Source organism: Pseudomonas sp. BIGb0558 (assembly GCF_024807515.1).
GTDB lineage: Bacteria > Pseudomonadota > Gammaproteobacteria > Pseudomonadales > Pseudomonadaceae > Aquipseudomonas > Aquipseudomonas yamanorum_A.
The window spans coordinates 263,159-279,115 of record NZ_JANUEW010000001.1 but is presented as its reverse complement, the minus strand read 5'-3'; the positions used below and the strand labels follow the sequence as shown (position 1 = coordinate 279,115).

Below are 15,957 nucleotides of genomic sequence, written 5' to 3'. Positions count from 1 at the left end.
ACTCAGAAAATGGCCGTGTGTCCGGAAGTTGCCTCAAACGCTGCGGGATCGCCGTGCGCATTGGCCTTGAGCTCATAAACCCGCCGGGGGATGACTGGCGATGAATAGGTCCGATTCTACACCGCTGGCGGCCGGAGGGAATGGCCGCGAGCGTGTAGATGGCGCTTACGAGACGTGTGGGTGTGCAAGTTTCACGCTCAGCGACCGACCCGGGCGTTCGTCACCACCCCCCAGACGCTGAACACGATGAAGCTGATGGCGATGGTCATCAGCAAGTTGCTCCCGGCTTGCGCGAGCGCGGCGCTGCTGACGGCGGCGGTGATGAACATGATGCTGTTGCCGGCCGAGGCGGCGGTGCCGGCGCTGCTGGAGAACAGCAACATGGCCGCAGAAATCGCGGCGGGGCGAACCAGGGTCACGGCCAGGGCGCTGATCAGCATCGGGATGAGCAGGCTGATGGTGGTCATGGCCTCAAAGCGGATGATCAGCGCCAATAACACGCCCGCGACGCCCAGCAGGCCCAGCCCGATATTGATTTGCCGCGTGAGCGAGATGTGTTTTTGCAGGGCGCTCGCCGCAACGCCACCCAGCAGATAGGCGATGCCGTACACCATCAGCACCACCGCGTACTGGTATTCGGACAGTTTCAACTCATCCATGAATATCAGCGGCGTGACGCTGATCAAGGCGAAGTAACAGGCGAATACCAGCGCGGCGATCCACCAATAGCGGATGAAGTCCCGATTCCCGGCGATGGATTTCAGCGTGGTGATGATCGAGACGGGGGCTCTTTCAGGGCTGGCGGCCTTGGACGGCAATAACAGGCAGGCATGGATAAACATGCCCAGCGCCATTACCGCAAACCCGTAGAAGCTGCCCTGCCAATCGAATGTGGTTTGCAGCCAGGAGCCCAGCAGCGGCGACAGCGCAACAAACGAGCCGCTCAAGGTCATGTAATAGATGCGGATGCGGGCGCGGTCCTGTTCTTCGAACAGGTCTTCCACCAGCGCATGGCCGAGTACAAAAAAGCCACAGCCAATGGCCTGCACGGCGCGAAACAGCAGGAAGCTCGGGTAGCTTGTTGCGAGTGCGCAGCCGATCGAGCCGAGAGTGGAAACCACGATGCACCCCAGCAGCACTTCCTTGCGCCCGAATTTGTCTGAAAGCGGGCCGGCGATCAGTTGGGAAATTGCAAATACCAGGGTGAACAGGCTGATGGATAAGGCAACCTCGGCGGTTGACGTGTCGAACTTTGCGGCGAGGGCAGGAAAGGAGGGCAGCAGGATATTGATCGGGAAAAAGCTGATCAGGGAGATGCAGGTGATGAGGATGAACCGCGAGAAATGTTGGCGTTTTGCGTCGCCAATGGGCTGGGAGTAAGACTCAGACATTGTTGTTGTTTTCCGGAGTTAAACCAGAAACCGATACTAGTCTGCGAAAAATGGAATTCAATCAAAACCGTTGCGGGAAGCTATAGGGGCTTGTGTGGGAGCCGGGCTTGCCCGCGATGCAAGCACCTCGGTATGTCAGATACCCGGCGGTGATGCTATCGCAGGCAAGCCAGCTCCCACATTGGGTCCGCGGTGTTACTTAGCTATTGGGCAACAACCGGCAAGTAATGCTCTTGATATACCGAGTCTCGGCAATCGCCGGGTGCACCGGGTGGTCCGGGCCCTGGCTGCCGCGTTCCAGCATCTGGATATTGCGATCCAGGTGACGGGCGCTGGTCAGCAGGATGTTCTGCAGGTCATCTTCCGGCAAGTGCATGGAGCACGAAGCGCTGACCAGGATGCCGTCCTTGCTGAGCAGGCGCATGGCTTGCTCGTTCAGGCGGCGGTAGGCGCCTTCGCCGTTCTTCATGTCTTTCTTGCGCTTGATGAAGGCCGGCGGGTCGGCCACGATCACGTCGAAACGTTCTTCGCTGGCTTTCAGCTCTTTGAGGGCTTCGAACACGTCGCCTTCGATGCAGGTCATCTTTTCGGCAACGCCGTTCAGCGCGGCGTTGCGCTCTACGCCGTCGAGGGCGAAGGCGGAGGCGTCGACGCAGAACACTTCATTGGCACCGAAGGCCGCGGCTTGCACGCCCCAGCCGCCGATGTAGCTGTACAGGTCCAGAACGCGCTTGCCCTTGGCATACGGGGCCAGGCGGGCGCGGTTCATGCGGTGGTCGTAGAACCAGCCGGTTTTCTGGCCCTGGATCACCGGCGCTTCGAACTTCACGCCGTTTTCTTCGAGGGCAACCCACTCCGGCACCAGGCCGAACACGGTTTCGACGTAGCGGTTGAGGCCTTCGGCGTCACGGGCGGCGGAGTCGTTCTTGAACAGGATGCCGCTTGGCTTGAGCACCTGAGTCAGTGCGGCGATCACGTCTTCCTTGTGGGCTTCCATGGTCGCCGAAGCGATCTGCACCACCAGGATGTCGCCGAAACGGTCGACCACCAGGCCCGGCAACAGGTCGGAATCACCGTACACCAGGCGGTAGAACGGCTTGTCGAACAGACGGTCACGCAGGGACAGGGCCACGTTGATGCGGTGCACCAGCAGCGATTTGTCCAGCGCCAGCTTGATGTCGCGCGACAGCAGGCGGGCGCAGATCAGGTTGTTCGGGCTCATGGCCACGATGCCGAGGGTCTTGCCGCCGGCTGCTTCCAGGATCGCCTGGTCGCCTGCCTGGAAGCCGTGAAGAGGTGTGGCGGCCACATCGATTTCGTTGCTGTAGACCCACAGGTGGCCGTTGCGCAAACGACGATCGGCGTTGGCTTTGAGACGCAGGCTTGGCAGGGACATGACGTCGCTCCGGAAAAAAGAGCGGGAGTATACCGTGTTGTGTAGTACTTGGCGGCGCCGCCGGACATGTGGGTGGTGATATCCCTGTGGGAGCTGGCTTGCCTGCGATAGCATCACCTCGGTTATCTGAAAGACCGAGCCGTCTGCATCGCAGGCAAGCCAGCTCCCACATTCGATCCGGTTTCAGTTCGGTTTTTTGAGGTGTCAGCCCGGTTGCCATAAAGGTTAGAATCGCCGCCTAGTCCAGAGTGTGCCCCCTATGTCCCAAGAGCTATCCGCCGAACAGATCCAACAGAGCCTCCAGGGCATCAGCGTGCCGCCTCAACCGCAAATCATGGTGGATTTGCAGATGGAGCAGTACATGCCTGATCCGGACCTGGAAGTGATTGCCCGGCTGATCGGCCAGGACCCGGGCCTCTCCGGCTCGCTGCTGAAAATCGTCAACTCGCCGTATTACGGGCTGAGCAACAAGATCGTCTCGATCCAGCGCGCGGTGAACCTGCTGGGCAGCCGCTCCATCGTCAACCTGATCAACGCGCAGTCGATCAAGGGCGAGATGAGCGACGACACCATCGTCACCCTCAACCGTTTCTGGGACACCGCCCAGGATGTGGCCATGACCTGCCTGGCCCTGGCTAAGCGCACCGGCAGCCAGGCCGTCGATGAAGCCTACGCATTGGGGCTGTTCCACGATTGCGGCGTGCCGTTGATGCTCAAGCGTTTCCCGAATTACATGAGCGTGCTGGAAGAAGCCTATGCCAGCGCCGGCCCGGAATGCCGCGTGGTCGACACCGAGAACCAGGCGTTCAACACCAACCACGCCGTGGTGGGTTACTACACCGCCAAATCCTGGCGTCTGCCGGAGCATGTGACCGACGCCATTGCCAATCACCACAACGCCCTGGCGATTTTCAGCGATGAGTCCAACCAGAAGCCGCAGCTGAAAAACCTGCTGGCGATCCTGAAAATGGCCGAGCACATCTGTGCGTCCTACCGCGTGCTGGGCAACCAGGTGGATGACCACGAGTGGAACGCCATCGGCCCGCTGGTGCTGGACCATATCGGCCTGTCGGACTACGACTTCGAGAGCCTGAAGTTGTCGATCCGCGAGCTGGGCGCGCACTAACCCTTTTTCCAAGAGGTACACATGCCCGAGTTACCGGAAGTCGAAACCACCCGGCGTGGTATTGCGCCGCACCTGGAAGGCCAGCGGGTCAGCCGTGTGGTGGTGCGTGAGCGGCGCCTGCGCTGGCCGATCCCGGAAGACCTGGATGTGCGCCTGTCCGGGCAGCGCATCGTGCTGGTGGAGCGGCGGGCCAAGTACCTGTTGATCAATGCCGAAGTCGGCACCTTGATCAGCCATTTGGGCATGTCGGGCAATTTGCGCCTGGTGGACGCCGGGAGCCCGGCGGCCAAGCATGAACACGTGGACATCGAGCTGGAGTCGGGCCTGGCCCTGCGCTACACCGACCCGCGACGCTTTGGCGCGATGCTCTGGAGCCTCGACCCGCTGAACCATGAACTGCTGATTCGCCTCGGGCCGGAGCCGTTGACCGACCTGTTTGACGGCGAGCGGCTGTTCCAGCTGTCCCGCGGGCGGTCGATGGCGGTGAAGCCGTTCATCATGGACAACGCGGTGGTGGTGGGCGTGGGCAATATCTACGCGACAGAAGCGCTGTTTGCCGCCGGGATTGATCCGCGCCGGGAAGCCAAGGGCATCTCCCGTGGGCGTTACCTGAAGCTGGCGATCGAGATCAAACGCATCCTGGCCGCGGCGATCGAACGCGGCGGCACCACGCTGCGGGACTTTATCGGCGGCGACGGCCAGCCGGGGTATTTCCAGCAGGAATTGTTCGTCTATGGCCGTGGAGGCGAGGCGTGCAAGGTCTGTGGGACCGAATTGCGCAGTGTGACGCTGGGGCAGCGGGCAAGCGTGTTTTGCCCGCGGTGCCAGACTTAGGCCTTCCCGGTAATCAACCGGTACTTCTCCATCAGTTGCTCTTCCGTCTCCGGATGAGCCTCGTCCAGCGGGATGCAATCCACCGGGCAGACCTGCTGGCACTGGGGTTCGTCGTAGTGGCCGACACACTGGGTGCACAGGTTGGGGTCGATCACGTAGATCTCCTCACCCTGGGAAATGGCAGCGTTCGGGCACTCGGGTTCGCAGACGTCGCAGTTGATGCAATCGTCGGTGATGATCAGGGACATGGAAACTCCTGCCAGGGCTGTCAGCCAAGGCATCTGAAAACTAATGCGCGCAATTGTGCCGCATTGGCGCCCGCAGTGCGAGTCACAGCGATGGACTGTAGGAGCCGGCTTGCCGGCGATGGCGATGGGGCAGTTGCACCGTGGCGCCTGGATCGCTGGCAAGCCAGCTCCTACAGTTCGGGATTATTTCTTGAATCGCAGGGTTAGCGCATCCGCCACAGCCGGGTGCACAAACTTGGTGATATCCCCGCCCAGCGCGGCTATTTCCCGCACCAGCGTCGAAGAAATGAACGAATAACGCTCCGACGGCGTAAGAAACAGGCTTTCCACGTCCGGCGCCAGTTGGCGGTTCATGTTGGCCAGCTGGAATTCGTATTCGAAGTCCGACACCGCTCGCAGGCCGCGCAGGAACACATTGGCATTCTGTTCCTTGGCGAAGTGCGCCAGCAGCGTCGAGAAGCCGACCACTTCAACGTTGGGCAGATGCTTGGTGACCTCACGGGCCAGCTCCACGCGCTGTTCCAGGGGAAACAGCGGGTTTTTCTTGGGGCTGGCAGCGACCGCGATAATCACATGGTCGAACAAGCGCGAGGCGCGTTCGACCAGATCGCCATGGCCCTTGGTGATTGGGTCGAAGGTACCTGGGTACAACACTCGGTTCATCGCGTCGTCCTGGCGGAGTCCGTTGGGGAACCGGATGGTATCGCAGCATTACCGGTGGGCCAAGTCGACTTATTCAGAAGAAAGCACTATAGACACCGCGAATACCCGGTTTTTCAGGCCGTTTTCAGACGTTCGGCCAGCGCCGTCGCCAGTTGCGCGGTCAATCCGTACACCGACAACTGCGGGTTTGCCCCAATGCTGGTGGGGAACAGCGAGCCATCGTGAATCGATAGATTGCGCAGTTGGTGATGGCGCCCAAGGCTGTCGGCCACGGCGTTTTTCGGGTCTTCGCCCATGGCGCAACCGCCCATCACATGGGCACTGCCGAGCCGGGTGCGGTGCAATTCCAGGTTCAGGCCGTCAATCATGCTGCGGGCTTCGGCCAATGTGTTCACGTAGCGTGCATCGCCGTGCAGCGGCATCACCGATTTGGCGCCACCGGCAAACTGAATCTCCGCCATGCTGTGAAACGCCCGGCGCAGGCCATCCCAGGCGTAGGGCGAGACCTGATAGTCGAGCACCGGCGTGCCATCGCCGCGCAATTCGACACTGCCGCCCGGGCTGTCAGGGTGGAAGCCGTCCCGCAGCAGCGCAAGCATGGCGTGGGTCTTGGGCAGTTGGCCCATGTCCAGCGCGTTCTGCGTGCCGTAGCCGCCGAGCAAGGTACTGGCCAGCCCCGGATGCAGCGGCGGCACTTCGAGCTTGTAGGACATTTTGCCGGTGGTGCCGTCCTGCCATTGGAAGTGGTCGGAATAGATCGACTGCGGCGCGCCGTAGAACGGGTTGATCACTTCGTCGAACAACCCGGCGGAAAAATTCACCAGGTGCAGGAAGGTACGTTTGCCCAGGCGTGAATGAGGGTCGGGCGCGTCGGAGCGCATCAGCAGCGCCGGGCTGTTGATACCTCCGCCGGCCAGCACGTAGTGCTTGGCTTTGACCGTGATCTTGCGGCCGGTGGGGGCCACGCAGTACTGATCCATGGCCACGCATTCGAGGCTGGTGATGGTGTCACCGGCGAATTTCAGGCGTTCGGCGCGGGCCAGGTACAGCAGCTCGCCGCCTTTCTCCAGGGTGGACGGAATGGTCGTCACCAGCATCGATTGCTTGGCATTCACCGGGCAGCCCATGCCGCAATACCCCAGGTTGAAGCAGCCGCGCACGTTGCGCGGGATCACGTGCCAGCTGTAGCCGAGCTTTTCGCAGCCTTTGCGAATCACGTCGTTGTTGGCATTCGGCGGCATGGCCCAAGGCGCGATGCCCAGGCGCTGTTCCATTTTTTCGAACCAGGGCGCCATCTCGGCGCTGCTGTGGCCCTTCACCGCGTATTCGCTGGCCCAGTGGGCGAGGGTCGGGTCCGGGGTGCGGAAGCTGGAGGTCCAGTTGATCAATGTGGTGCCGCCGACGGCGCGGCCTTGCAGGATGGTGATGGCGCCGTCCTTGCTCATGCGGCCGATGCCTTCCTGATACAAGCTGGCGTAGGCCTCGTCCTCCAGTAGCTTGAAGTCATTGCTGGTTTTCAGCGGGCCTTCTTCGATCAACAGCACCTTGTAGCCAGCGGCGCTGAGGATCTCGGCGGTGGTGCCGCCGCCGGCGCCGCTGCCGATGATCGCGACGTCGGCCTCCAGGGTCAGGTCCTGGTCGAGGGTGGCGCCATTGTGGGTCTTCCAGCCGCGGGCCATGCCATCGCGGAACAGATCAGGTACGGGCATCAGGGTCGTCTCTTGTTTTTATAGGGATGCGAATCAGATTTTCGGTGGGCCGGGGTAACCGCAATGCGCCCAGGACTCGGGGCGGAAATACCAGGCCATGATCACCAGCTTGAGCAGCGAGCCCTGGCCCATGCGCAGCAGGTTGAGGTAGCTGTTTTCCCAGCGGTGCAGGAAATTGCGGATCTGCTCGGCGCTGGCGTTTTCCCAGCTGCCCCACACGCCGGTCAGCGGCCCGCGGGTGACGGCCATGCCCAGTACGTCGAACAGTTGCTGGGTGAGCTTGAACATCTCGGGCGACAGGTGCTGCAGGCTGAAATCGAGTTTTTTCAGGGTGTCGTCGATGCCGGCCACCACCACTTCGGCGCTGGCTGCGCCCTCCAGCAGCACCGGAATCACCGCCCGCAGAAACGGCAGGTCACTGCTGCGCAGCATCGCAAAGCCGCTGGCCGGGGTGCTGCTGGAGCAGCCACTGAGGCTGGCACCCAGCCCGGCGGTGGCCAGGAAGGCGCTGGCGCACAGGCCGAGTTTCAGTACGCCGCGCCGTGACAGCGCGGGTGATTCAGTCAGGCTAGGGTTCATTCTTATTGTTATCCCGGTGCTGGGGTTGTTAGCGGACGAACAGCTTCTGGATCAACTTCTGGATGGATTTGCCGTAGGGCGGGTAAATCAGCTTGGCCGCGTTCAGGCGTTGCTTGATCAGCACGCCCTTGGCCTTGCTGAAGGTCAGGAAACCCTCGTGGCCGTGGTAGTGGCCCATGCCCGACGGGCCGATGCCGCCGAAGGGCATGTCGTCCTGGGCCACGTGCAGCAGGGTGTCGTTCAGGCACACGCCGCCGGAATGGGTCTCGTGCAGTACGCGGTTCTGTTCGGCCTTGTTGTAGCCGAAGTAATACAGCGCCAGTGGGCGAGGGCGCTGATTGATGTAGGCGAAAGCCTGGTCGAGGCCGCGATAGGGCACGATCGGCAGCACCGGGCCGAAGATCTCGTCCTGCATCACGGTCATGTCGTCGCTGACATTCAGCAGCAGGCTGTGGGCCATGCGCCGTTCCTGGCCCTGGTCGTACAGCGGGACCAGGGTGGCACCCTTGTCGGTGGCGTCTTTCACGTAGCCGTTGAGCCGGGCCAACTGTCGTTCGTTGATGATGGCGGTGTAGTCCGGGTTGTCGGCCAGGGTCGGATAGAACCCGCGAACCGCCTTGCTGTAGGCCTCGACGAAGCCGTCTACACGGTCTTCCGGCACCAGCACGTAGTCTGGCGCCACGCAGGTTTGCCCGGCATTCAGGGCCTTGCCGAAGGCGATGCGTTCGGCGGCGTCCTTGAGCGGCACGTCGGCGGAAACAATCGCCGGTGATTTGCCGCCCAGTTCCAGGGTCACCGGGGTGAGATGTTCGGCCGCCGCGCGCATCACGTGCTTGCCGATGCTGGTGGCGCCGGTGAACAACAGGTGATCGAAGCGCAACTTGGAAAACGCCATGCCGACTTCCGCTTCGCCGAGCACCACGCACACCAGGTCTTCGGGAAAGATCTTCGCCAGCAGGGCCTTGAGCAACTGGCCGGTGGCGGGGGTGGATTCGCTGAGCTTGAGCATTACCCGGTTGCCGGCCGCCAGGGCGCCCACCAGCGGACCGATGGCCAGGTACAGCGGATAGTTCCAGGGCACGATCACCCCGACCACCCCCAGCGGCTGATAGATGACCTTGGCTGACGCGGGCTGGAAGGCAATGCCTACAGCGCGACGGGAAGGTTTCATCCAGCCCTTGAGGTGTTTGCTGGCGTAGTGAATGCCATGCAGGCTGGGCATCAGTTCGGCGAACAGGGTTTCGTCGGCGCTGCGGTGGCTGAAATCACTGCTGATGGCGTTGATCAGCGCCTGGCGCTCATCGCTCAGCAGGTCGCGCAGGGCCTTGAGCCACTGCTGGCGCTGGGCCACCGGCGGCATCGGGTTGGCCGCGTAGGCCCGGCGTTGAGCGTCGTACAGGGCCTGGAGCTGGTCCAGCGCCTGGGAATCTTGCAGGTAGGCAACGTTGGCAGACATGGCGAAGTTCCCGATTGTTATTGGAATGCTTCAGTTTTTAGAGTCATTGCTCTAAATTGTCAAATAACATTGCACGAACGTGCCGATTTATCCGGACAAGGATAGTCCGTAAGATGCCGCCATCACGGGTCTAGAAGTTGATTTCCCATGGCACCACGAGTAAAGACCAGCGAGCGCATTGTGCAAACCAGCCTGGAGCTGTTTAACCAGCAGGGCGAGCGCAGTGTCAGCACCAACCATATCGCTGCCCATATGGAAATTTCCCCGGGCAACCTGTACTACCACTTCCCCAACAAGCAGGCGATTATCGCGGTGCTGTTTCGTGAGTACGAAGCGTTGGTGGACAGTTTCCTGCGCCCGCCCCAGGGCCGCGCGGTGACCGTGGAAGACAAGCGCTTCTACCTGCAGGCCGTGCTGGCCGGCATGTGGCGCTACCGCTTCCTGCACCGCGACCTCGAACACCTGCTGGAAAGCGACCCGGAACTGGCCACCGGCTACCGGCGGTTTTCCCAGCGCTGCCTGATCCAGGGCGCCGCCATCTACCAGGGGTTTGTCGATGCGGGCATCCTGAACATGGACCCGGTGCAAACCGAAGCGCTGACCCTCAACGCCTGGATCATCCTTACCTCGTGGGTGCGTTTCCTGTGCACCACCAATGAAAAGTCCACCCACCTGAGCGCCGAGGCGATCAAACGCGGTGTGTACCAGGTGCTGGTGCTGGAGGCCGGGTTTATCACGCCCAAGGCCAAGGATGCGGTGGATGCGCTGTTCAAAGAGTTTTATGTGCCGTTGAATCAGGCGCTGGAAGAAGTGAAGTAGGATGTTTCCCGAACGCTAACGTCGCCACAGGAGTCAGTCATGCCGCTTGCCCAACTGATCAGCCCCCAGCAACTGGCCGAGCGGCCAGAAGGCCGGCGGGCTGGTGATCCTTGATTGCCGCTTTGCCCTGGAAGACCCGGATTACGGCCTGTGTAGCTACGCCGAAGGGCATATCGAAGGGGCGCAGTATGCGGATCTGGAACGCCACCTCAGCGGGCCGGTGACCAAGGGTGTGACCGGCCGCCATCCGCTGCCGGCGCCGGATGCGTTTATCCAGCAACTGCAGGCATGGGGCGTTAACGCCGACAGCGATATCGTTTTGTATGATGACGGCCCCGGTGCCTACGCCGCCCGCGCTTGGTGGCTGCTGGCCTGGCTGGGCAAGCGTGATGGGGTTTTCATCCTCGATGGCGGCCTGAAAGCCTGGCACTCGGCGGGTTTCCCCCTGAGCCTGGACGCGCCGGTGATTGAGCCCGGCGCCTTCAGCGGCAAGCCGGACAACCACTTGCTACTGGACGCCGAACACCTGCAAAAACGCCTCGGCCAACCCGGCCTGACCCTGATCGACGCCCGCGCCCAGCCGCGTTTTCGCGGTGACGTGGAGCCGATTGACCCGGTTGCCGGGCATATTCCGGGCGCGCAATGTGCGGCGTTCAATGAAAACCTTGGTGGCGACGGACGTTTCCTGCCGGCCGAGCAGCTCAAGCAACGCTTTGCCGCCAAACTGCAAGACCGCTCGCCGGATGAGCTGGTGGCGTACTGCGGCTCGGGCGTGACGGCCTGCCACAACCTGTTCGCCCTGTGCCTGGCGGGTTATCCGTTGGGCAAGCTGTATGCGGGGTCGTGGAGCGAGTGGATCACTGATCCTAAGCGGGAAGTTGCAACAGGCGACTGAGTCTCACCTGATTCATCTGGATAAAAACTGTGGGAGCTGGCTTGCCTGCGATGGCGGTATATCAGCCACCTATTTGTTGGCTGATATACCGCCATCGCAGGCAAGCCAGCTCCCACAGTTTTATCGGCGTTGTGTCAGTAGCCACTCTGGGATGCGCCGTTCCAGGTAGTAACCGGGCTGCTTCAACGTGCCATCCACAAACCCCACATGCCCGCCCTTGGCCAGCAGCTCGAACTCGGTGCAATCCGACAGTTCGCTGGCCTCCGGCAGGCTGTGGGCGAACACGAACGGATCGTCAGCGGCCTGGATGATCAGGGTTTGCGTGCGAATCGCCCCCAGGTAATAGCGGCTGGAGGCGCGGCGGTAGTAGTCCTCGGCGCTGAGGAAACCGTGCAGCGGCGCGGTGACGCGGCCGTCGAAGTCCCAGAACGTGCGCATCTTCTCCAGCGAACCCAGGTCGGCCAGGGTTTTCAGGCCTGCCTCGCGGCCATCCTTCAGAAACCGGCTCTGCTTGACGCGAATATAGGCCAGCATTTCGCGCATGAAATGCTTCTGATAAACCCGTGAAAAACCGAGACCAATGCGATCGGCGCACTGATCCAGGCGAAACGGCACCGACACCGCTGCCGCGCCTTGCAACCCGGAGGCTTCGCCGGTTTCGCCCAGGTGCTTGAGCAGCACATTCCCGCCAAGTGAATAACCCACCGCATACAGCGGCGCCAGCGGGCGCTTGGCCCGCAAGTGAGCGATGGTTTCGGCCAGGTCTTCACTGGCGCCGGAATGGTAGCTGCGGGCGAGCAGGTTGGGTTCGCCGGAACAGCCACGCCAGTTCAGCGCCACGCTGGCCCAGCCTTGAGCCGCCAGGGCTTTTTGCAGGCCGGCCACGTAAGGCGAGTTGGACGAGCCGGTCAGGCCATGCAGGACCAGCACCAATGGTGTTTGCGCGTCGTGAGGCCCATGCCAGTCGAGGTCGAGAAAGTCGCCGTCGGCCAGCCACAGGCGCTCACGCTGGCGTTCGATGTGGGTGGTTTTGCGCCACAGCGGACCCCACAGTGTTTGCAGGTGCGGGTTGCCGAGGCCGAAGGCGGGGGTGAAGCGGTCGGGCGTTTTTGACACGATGGTTCTCGCGGCGTATGGCAGGGCGGATGAGCAACCTGTGGCGAGGGAGCTTGCTGTGGTGAGGCGCTTGCTGTGGTGAGGGAGCTTGCTGTGGCGAGGGAGCTTGCTCCCGCTGGGCTGCGAAGCGGCCCTAAACGCTAACCCATCAGTCTCTCAGGAAACCCGGTCGCCTGCTTTGGGGCTGCTGCGCAGCCCAGCGGGAGCAAGCTCCCTCGCCACAGCAAGCTCCCTCGCCACAGGTTCAGGAGCTTAGGCGGCGTCTGCCGTCGTACGTTGCCACAACGCGTAATACACCCGCCCGGACTTCTGCTCCCGGTGCAGGCGCCACGTGCCCGGCAGGCCCAGCGTCGACGGTGCAGTCTCGCTTTCAGTGTAGATCCAGGCATCCGGCGCCAACCACTGGCGCTCTTCCAGCAGCGCGCAAACGGTCGGCAGCAGGTTCTGGTTAAACGGCGGATCCAGGAACACCACGTCAAACTCGCGGGCTTCCTGGGTCTCCAGATAGCGAAGCGCATCGGCGGTCTGCACCTGGCCGGTGGTGCAACGCAGGGTGCCCAGGTGCTCCTTGAGGCTGGCCACCGCAACGTTGCTGGCATCCAGCGCCTGGCCCAATGCGGCGCCACGGGACAGCGACTCCAGGAACAGCGCGCCGCTGCCCGCGAACGGGTCCAGCACCTTGGCCCCGGCGATATACGGCGCGAGCCAGTTGAACAGGGTTTCACGCACGCGGTCTGGCGTCGGGCGCAGGCCCACGACGTCGGGGAAGCTCAGTTTGCGGCTGCCCCATTCACCACCAATGATGCGCAGTTGGCCCACACCGTTATGAACGTTGTGGACAGGTTTTTTGGGACGGGATGGACGGGCCATTAATGCTCCGGAACCCCGAGCGGTTGCTCGGCGGGTTTATCTGTGGGGGGCGGTAGTGGCTTTTGCGCAATCGTCGGGCCGGCGGTCACGATGACCATCTTGTCGGCACTCAAATGTTTGTTCAAAGCAGCTTTGACCTGATCAACGGTCAGCGCCTGGGATTGTTTCATGAAATCTTCCAGGTAGCTCAGCGGCAGGTTGTAGAAACCCATGGCGCCCAGCTGCCCGACGATGTCGGCGTTGCTCGCGGTGGACAGCGGGAAGCTGCCGGCCAGTTCACGCTTGGCGTCGTCGAGTTCCTTTTGTGTCGGACCGGTCTTGAGGTAGTCGGCCAGCACGTCCTGTACCAGTCTCAGCGTACCGGCGCTCATTTCGGCGCGGGTTTGCAGGTTGATCATGAACGGGCCGCGCACCTGCATCGGTGAGAAACCGGAGTATACGCCGTAGGTCAGGCCGCGTTTTTCGCGAACTTCACTCATCAAGCGGGTACCGAAGCCGCCGCCGCCGAGGATCTGGTTGCCCAGGGACAGCGCGGCGTAATCCGGATCGGCACGGTCGATGCCCAGTTGTGCCAGCAGCAGGGTTGTTTGCTTGGACGGGAACTCGATATGCGTGGTGCCCGCCTTTGGTTCCACCGGCTGGGCGATTTTCGCCAGCGCCGGGCCTTTAGGCAGGGACGCGGAAACCTTGGCGGTCATGGCTTCGGCTTCGGCGCGGGTCAAGTCGCCGACTACAGAAATCACGGCGTTGCCGGCGGCGTAGGCCTTGGCGTGGAAGTCCTTCAACTGCGCGAGGGTCACCTTCGGCACGCTCTCGGCGTTGCCTTCGCTCGGGTGGGCGTAAGGGTGGTCGCCATAGAGCTGCTTGAACAGCTCGATGCTCGCCAGTTTGCCGGGGTTCTGCTTCTGGTATTCAAAGCCGGCCAGCAACTGGTTCTTGATTCGCGCCAGGGAGTCGGCCGGGAAGGTCGGCTTGCCGATCACGTCGTCAAACAACGCCAGGGCCGCATCGCGTTTGTCGCTGGCACTCAGGCTGCGCAAGGAAACCAGCGCCATGTCGCGGTAGGCACCATTGCTGAAATCCGCCCCCAGGCCGTCGAAACCGGCGGCAATCTGGCTGACATCCTTGCCCGGCACGCCTTCGTTGAGCATCGCGTTGGTCAACAACGCCAGGCCCGGGGTGTTGCCGTCCTGGCTGCTGCCGGCGGCAAACAGGATGCGCATGTCGAACATCGGCAGTTCATGGGCTTCGACGAACAGCACCTTGGCGCCTTCGGCGGTGGTCCAGGTTTGCACGTCGAGCTTGCGGTTGGTGGGTGCCTTGTCGTCCAGCTCGGCCAACGATTGCAGCTTGTTGGCCGACTTGGCCTGCTCCAGCGCCTGGCTGGCCACGGATTCGCTGGGGCGCAGGAAATACACCGCGCACGCGGCAGCCAAAGTGACCACGATCAGGCCGGGCAGCACCAGGCGGTTGTTTTTACGTTCACTCATGAGCGGTCTCCTCAGGCAAGACATGGGCGACGCTGAGACGTTCGCGGGTGAAGTAGGTGCGTGCAGCTTTCTGGATGTCTTCGGCGGTGACGCTTTGCAGCTCGGCAAGCTCGGTGTCCATGAGTTTCCAGGACAGGCCGACGGTCTCCAGGGAGCCGATGGCGGTGGCCTGGCTGGTGATCGAGTCGCGCTGGTAAACCACGCCGGCGATGACCTGGGCGCGGATGCGTTCCAGTTCTTCAGCGCTCGGTGGCTTGGCCTTCAGTTCATCCAGCAGGCGCCACAGGCCGGCTTCAGCCTGGGCAACGGTCTTTTTCTTTTGCAGGTTCGGTGTGGCGGTCAGGGTGAACAGGCTGTCACCGCGGGTGTAGGCGTCGTAGCTCGACGAACCGCCGGATACCAGTTCTTCACCGCGCTCCAGTTGCGTCGAGATGCGTGCGCTGTAGCCGCCGTCCAGCAGCGCCGAGATCAGGCGCAGGGCGTTGACCGAGCGTTTGTCTTCAGCGGTGGCGAGGCTCGGCACGTTGAAACCCAGGATCACGCTCGGCAGTTTGGTCTGTACGTGCAGGGTCAGCAGGCGTTCGCCGGGCTCGGCCAGTTCCAGCGGGATTTTCGCCGGCGGCACGTCGCGCTTGGGAATCGGGCCGAAGTAGCGTTGGGCCAGTGCTTTGACCTCATCCGGGGTCACGTCGCCCACCACCACCAGCGTGGCGTTGTTCGGCACGTACCAGGATTGGTACCAGTGGCGCAGTTCTTCTACCTTCATGCGGTCCAGGTCGGCCATCCAGCCGATGGTCGGCGTGTGGTAGCCGCTGGCGGGGTAGGCCATGGCCTTGAAGCGCTCGTAGGCTTTGGACATCGGGTTGTCGTCGGTGCGCATGCGGCGCTCTTCCTTGATCACCTCGATCTCGCGGCTGAACTCGTCGGCCGGCAGGCGCAGGCTGGCCATGCGGTCGGCTTCGAGCTCGAAGGCGACGCCCAGGCGGTCGCGGGCCAACACTTGGTAATAGGCGGTGTAGTCATCGCTGGTGAAGGCGTTTTCTTCGGCGCCCAGGTCACGCAGGATCAACGAGGCTTCGCCTGGGCCGACCTTGGCGCTGCCCTTGAACATCATGTGTTCCAGGGCGTGGGACAAACCGGTCTGGCCCGGGGTTTCGTAGCTGGAGCCCACTTTGTACCAGACCTGGGAAACCACCACCGGGGCGCGATGGTCTTCGCGCACGACCACCTTGAGGCCGTTGTCCAGGGTGAATTCGTGGGTGGGTTGTGGGTCGGCAGCCAAAGCTGAAAGGGGCAGACAAACTGTGCTGAGCAGCAGGCCTGCGGCGCGGCGGGCTAGAGCATTCATTCGTTTTTAAACCTGTT

The 15,957-nt window shown here is 62.3% G+C and carries 14 protein-coding genes and 1 pseudogene; 4 read left to right on the top strand and 11 right to left on the bottom strand.

Translation table 11 applies throughout. From position 1 onward, the window contains the following. Positions 1-197: 197 nt before the first annotated feature. Both M2400_RS01285 and M2400_RS01280 read right to left on the bottom strand, forming a co-directional pair. Positions 198-1,391: an MFS transporter gene (locus M2400_RS01285; RefSeq protein ID WP_177043852.1), complete on the bottom strand. Its 1,194-nt coding sequence runs from the start codon at positions 1,389-1,391 to the stop codon at positions 198-200. Between the two features lie 199 nt (positions 1,392-1,590). After that, on the bottom strand, positions 1,591-2,787 hold the full coding sequence (locus tag M2400_RS01280; protein ID WP_259195553.1) for a class I SAM-dependent rRNA methyltransferase: 1,197 nt from the start codon (positions 2,785-2,787) through the stop codon (positions 1,591-1,593). Between the two features lie 313 nt (positions 2,788-3,100). Between M2400_RS01280 and M2400_RS01275 the strand changes: the two genes are divergently transcribed. After that, the gene (locus tag M2400_RS01275; protein ID WP_259195637.1) at positions 3,101-3,913 is read left to right on the top strand and encodes an HDOD domain-containing protein; all 813 of its coding nucleotides are present in this window, start codon (positions 3,101-3,103) and stop codon (positions 3,911-3,913) included. 21 nt (positions 3,914-3,934) lie between these two features. Continuing rightward, positions 3,935-4,747 carry a bifunctional DNA-formamidopyrimidine glycosylase/DNA-(apurinic or apyrimidinic site) lyase gene (mutM, locus tag M2400_RS01270; protein ID WP_259195554.1) on the top strand — a complete coding sequence of 271 codons (813 nt, stop codon included), beginning with the start codon at positions 3,935-3,937 and terminating at the stop codon, positions 4,745-4,747. Here mutM and M2400_RS01265 read toward each other — a convergent pair. The 5 genes from M2400_RS01265 to M2400_RS01245 all read right to left on the bottom strand — a co-directional run bounded on the left by M2400_RS01265 (position 4,744) and on the right by M2400_RS01245 (position 9,402). Further along, positions 4,744-4,995: a YfhL family 4Fe-4S dicluster ferredoxin gene (locus tag M2400_RS01265; RefSeq protein ID WP_003213796.1), complete on the bottom strand. Its 252-nt coding sequence runs from the start codon at positions 4,993-4,995 to the stop codon at positions 4,744-4,746. The genes mutM and M2400_RS01265 overlap by 4 nt on opposite strands. A gap of 183 nt (positions 4,996-5,178) precedes the next feature. Further along, complete coding sequence (gene coaD / locus M2400_RS01260) at positions 5,179-5,658, bottom strand: pantetheine-phosphate adenylyltransferase (protein ID WP_003176711.1); 480 nt, start codon at positions 5,656-5,658, stop codon at positions 5,179-5,181. A 113-nt stretch (positions 5,659-5,771) separates the two neighbouring features. Further along, positions 5,772-7,367 (bottom strand): GMC family oxidoreductase, encoded by a 1,596-nt coding sequence (locus M2400_RS01255; RefSeq protein WP_259195555.1) that lies wholly within the window; start codon positions 7,365-7,367, stop codon positions 5,772-5,774. Between the two features lie 33 nt (positions 7,368-7,400). Continuing rightward, positions 7,401-7,946 carry a twin-arginine translocation pathway signal protein gene (locus M2400_RS01250; RefSeq protein WP_177043855.1) on the bottom strand — a complete coding sequence of 182 codons (546 nt, stop codon included), beginning with the start codon at positions 7,944-7,946 and terminating at the stop codon, positions 7,401-7,403. 28 nt (positions 7,947-7,974) lie between these two features. Next, complete coding sequence (locus M2400_RS01245) at positions 7,975-9,402, bottom strand: coniferyl aldehyde dehydrogenase (RefSeq protein ID WP_259195556.1); 1,428 nt, start codon at positions 9,400-9,402, stop codon at positions 7,975-7,977. A 147-nt stretch (positions 9,403-9,549) separates the two neighbouring features. On the opposite strand from M2400_RS01245, the gene M2400_RS01240 reads away from it, so the two are divergent. Beyond that, the gene (locus M2400_RS01240) at positions 9,550-10,221 is read left to right on the top strand and encodes a TetR/AcrR family transcriptional regulator (RefSeq protein ID WP_003213791.1); all 672 of its coding nucleotides are present in this window, start codon (positions 9,550-9,552) and stop codon (positions 10,219-10,221) included. Between the two features lie 39 nt (positions 10,222-10,260). After that, a pseudogene (locus tag M2400_RS01235) lies at positions 10,261-11,116 on the top strand (sulfurtransferase). Between the two features lie 120 nt (positions 11,117-11,236). Here M2400_RS01235 and M2400_RS01230 read toward each other — a convergent pair. The 4 genes from M2400_RS01230 to M2400_RS01215 form a co-directional block, all read right to left on the bottom strand. Then, a complete protein-coding gene (locus tag M2400_RS01230) occupies positions 11,237-12,232 on the bottom strand; it encodes a hydrolase (protein ID WP_259195557.1) in 996 nt (331 codons plus the stop codon). A gap of 252 nt (positions 12,233-12,484) precedes the next feature. Continuing rightward, entirely contained in the window at positions 12,485-13,102 is a 618-nt protein-coding gene (rsmD, locus tag M2400_RS01225; RefSeq protein WP_177112478.1) for a 16S rRNA (guanine(966)-N(2))-methyltransferase RsmD, read from the bottom strand. Beyond that, positions 13,102-14,592 (bottom strand): pitrilysin family protein, encoded by a 1,491-nt coding sequence (locus M2400_RS01220; RefSeq protein ID WP_177043860.1) that lies wholly within the window; start codon positions 14,590-14,592, stop codon positions 13,102-13,104. Before M2400_RS01220 ends, rsmD begins: the two co-directional genes overlap by 1 nt. Continuing rightward, entirely contained in the window at positions 14,585-15,940 is a 1,356-nt protein-coding gene (locus M2400_RS01215) for a pitrilysin family protein (protein ID WP_177043861.1), read from the bottom strand. The genes M2400_RS01220 and M2400_RS01215 overlap by 8 nt, the downstream gene beginning before the upstream one ends. Positions 15,941-15,957: the final 17 nt, after the last annotated feature.

Coding starts and splice junctions, on each gene's coding strand:
- rsmD (WP_177112478.1), bottom strand. CDS start 13,102: ATGGCCCGTCCATCCCGTCCCAAAAAACCTGTCCACAACGTTCATAAC.
- M2400_RS01285 (WP_177043852.1), bottom strand. CDS start 1,391: ATGTCTGAGTCTTACTCCCAGCCCATTGGCGACGCAAAACGCCAACAT.
- M2400_RS01240 (WP_003213791.1), top strand. CDS start 9,550: ATGGCACCACGAGTAAAGACCAGCGAGCGCATTGTGCAAACCAGCCTG.
- M2400_RS01220 (WP_177043860.1), bottom strand. CDS start 14,592: ATGAGTGAACGTAAAAACAACCGCCTGGTGCTGCCCGGCCTGATCGTG.
- M2400_RS01280 (WP_259195553.1), bottom strand. CDS start 2,787: ATGTCCCTGCCAAGCCTGCGTCTCAAAGCCAACGCCGATCGTCGTTTG.
- M2400_RS01215 (WP_177043861.1), bottom strand. CDS start 15,940: ATGAATGCTCTAGCCCGCCGCGCCGCAGGCCTGCTGCTCAGCACAGTT.
- M2400_RS01255 (WP_259195555.1), bottom strand. CDS start 7,367: ATGCCCGTACCTGATCTGTTCCGCGATGGCATGGCCCGCGGCTGGAAG.
- M2400_RS01245 (WP_259195556.1), bottom strand. CDS start 9,402: ATGTCTGCCAACGTTGCCTACCTGCAAGATTCCCAGGCGCTGGACCAG.
- M2400_RS01250 (WP_177043855.1), bottom strand. CDS start 7,946: ATGAACCCTAGCCTGACTGAATCACCCGCGCTGTCACGGCGCGGCGTA.
- M2400_RS01265 (WP_003213796.1), bottom strand. CDS start 4,995: ATGTCCCTGATCATCACCGACGATTGCATCAACTGCGACGTCTGCGAA.
- coaD (WP_003176711.1), bottom strand. CDS start 5,658: ATGAACCGAGTGTTGTACCCAGGTACCTTCGACCCAATCACCAAGGGC.
- mutM (WP_259195554.1), top strand. CDS start 3,935: ATGCCCGAGTTACCGGAAGTCGAAACCACCCGGCGTGGTATTGCGCCG.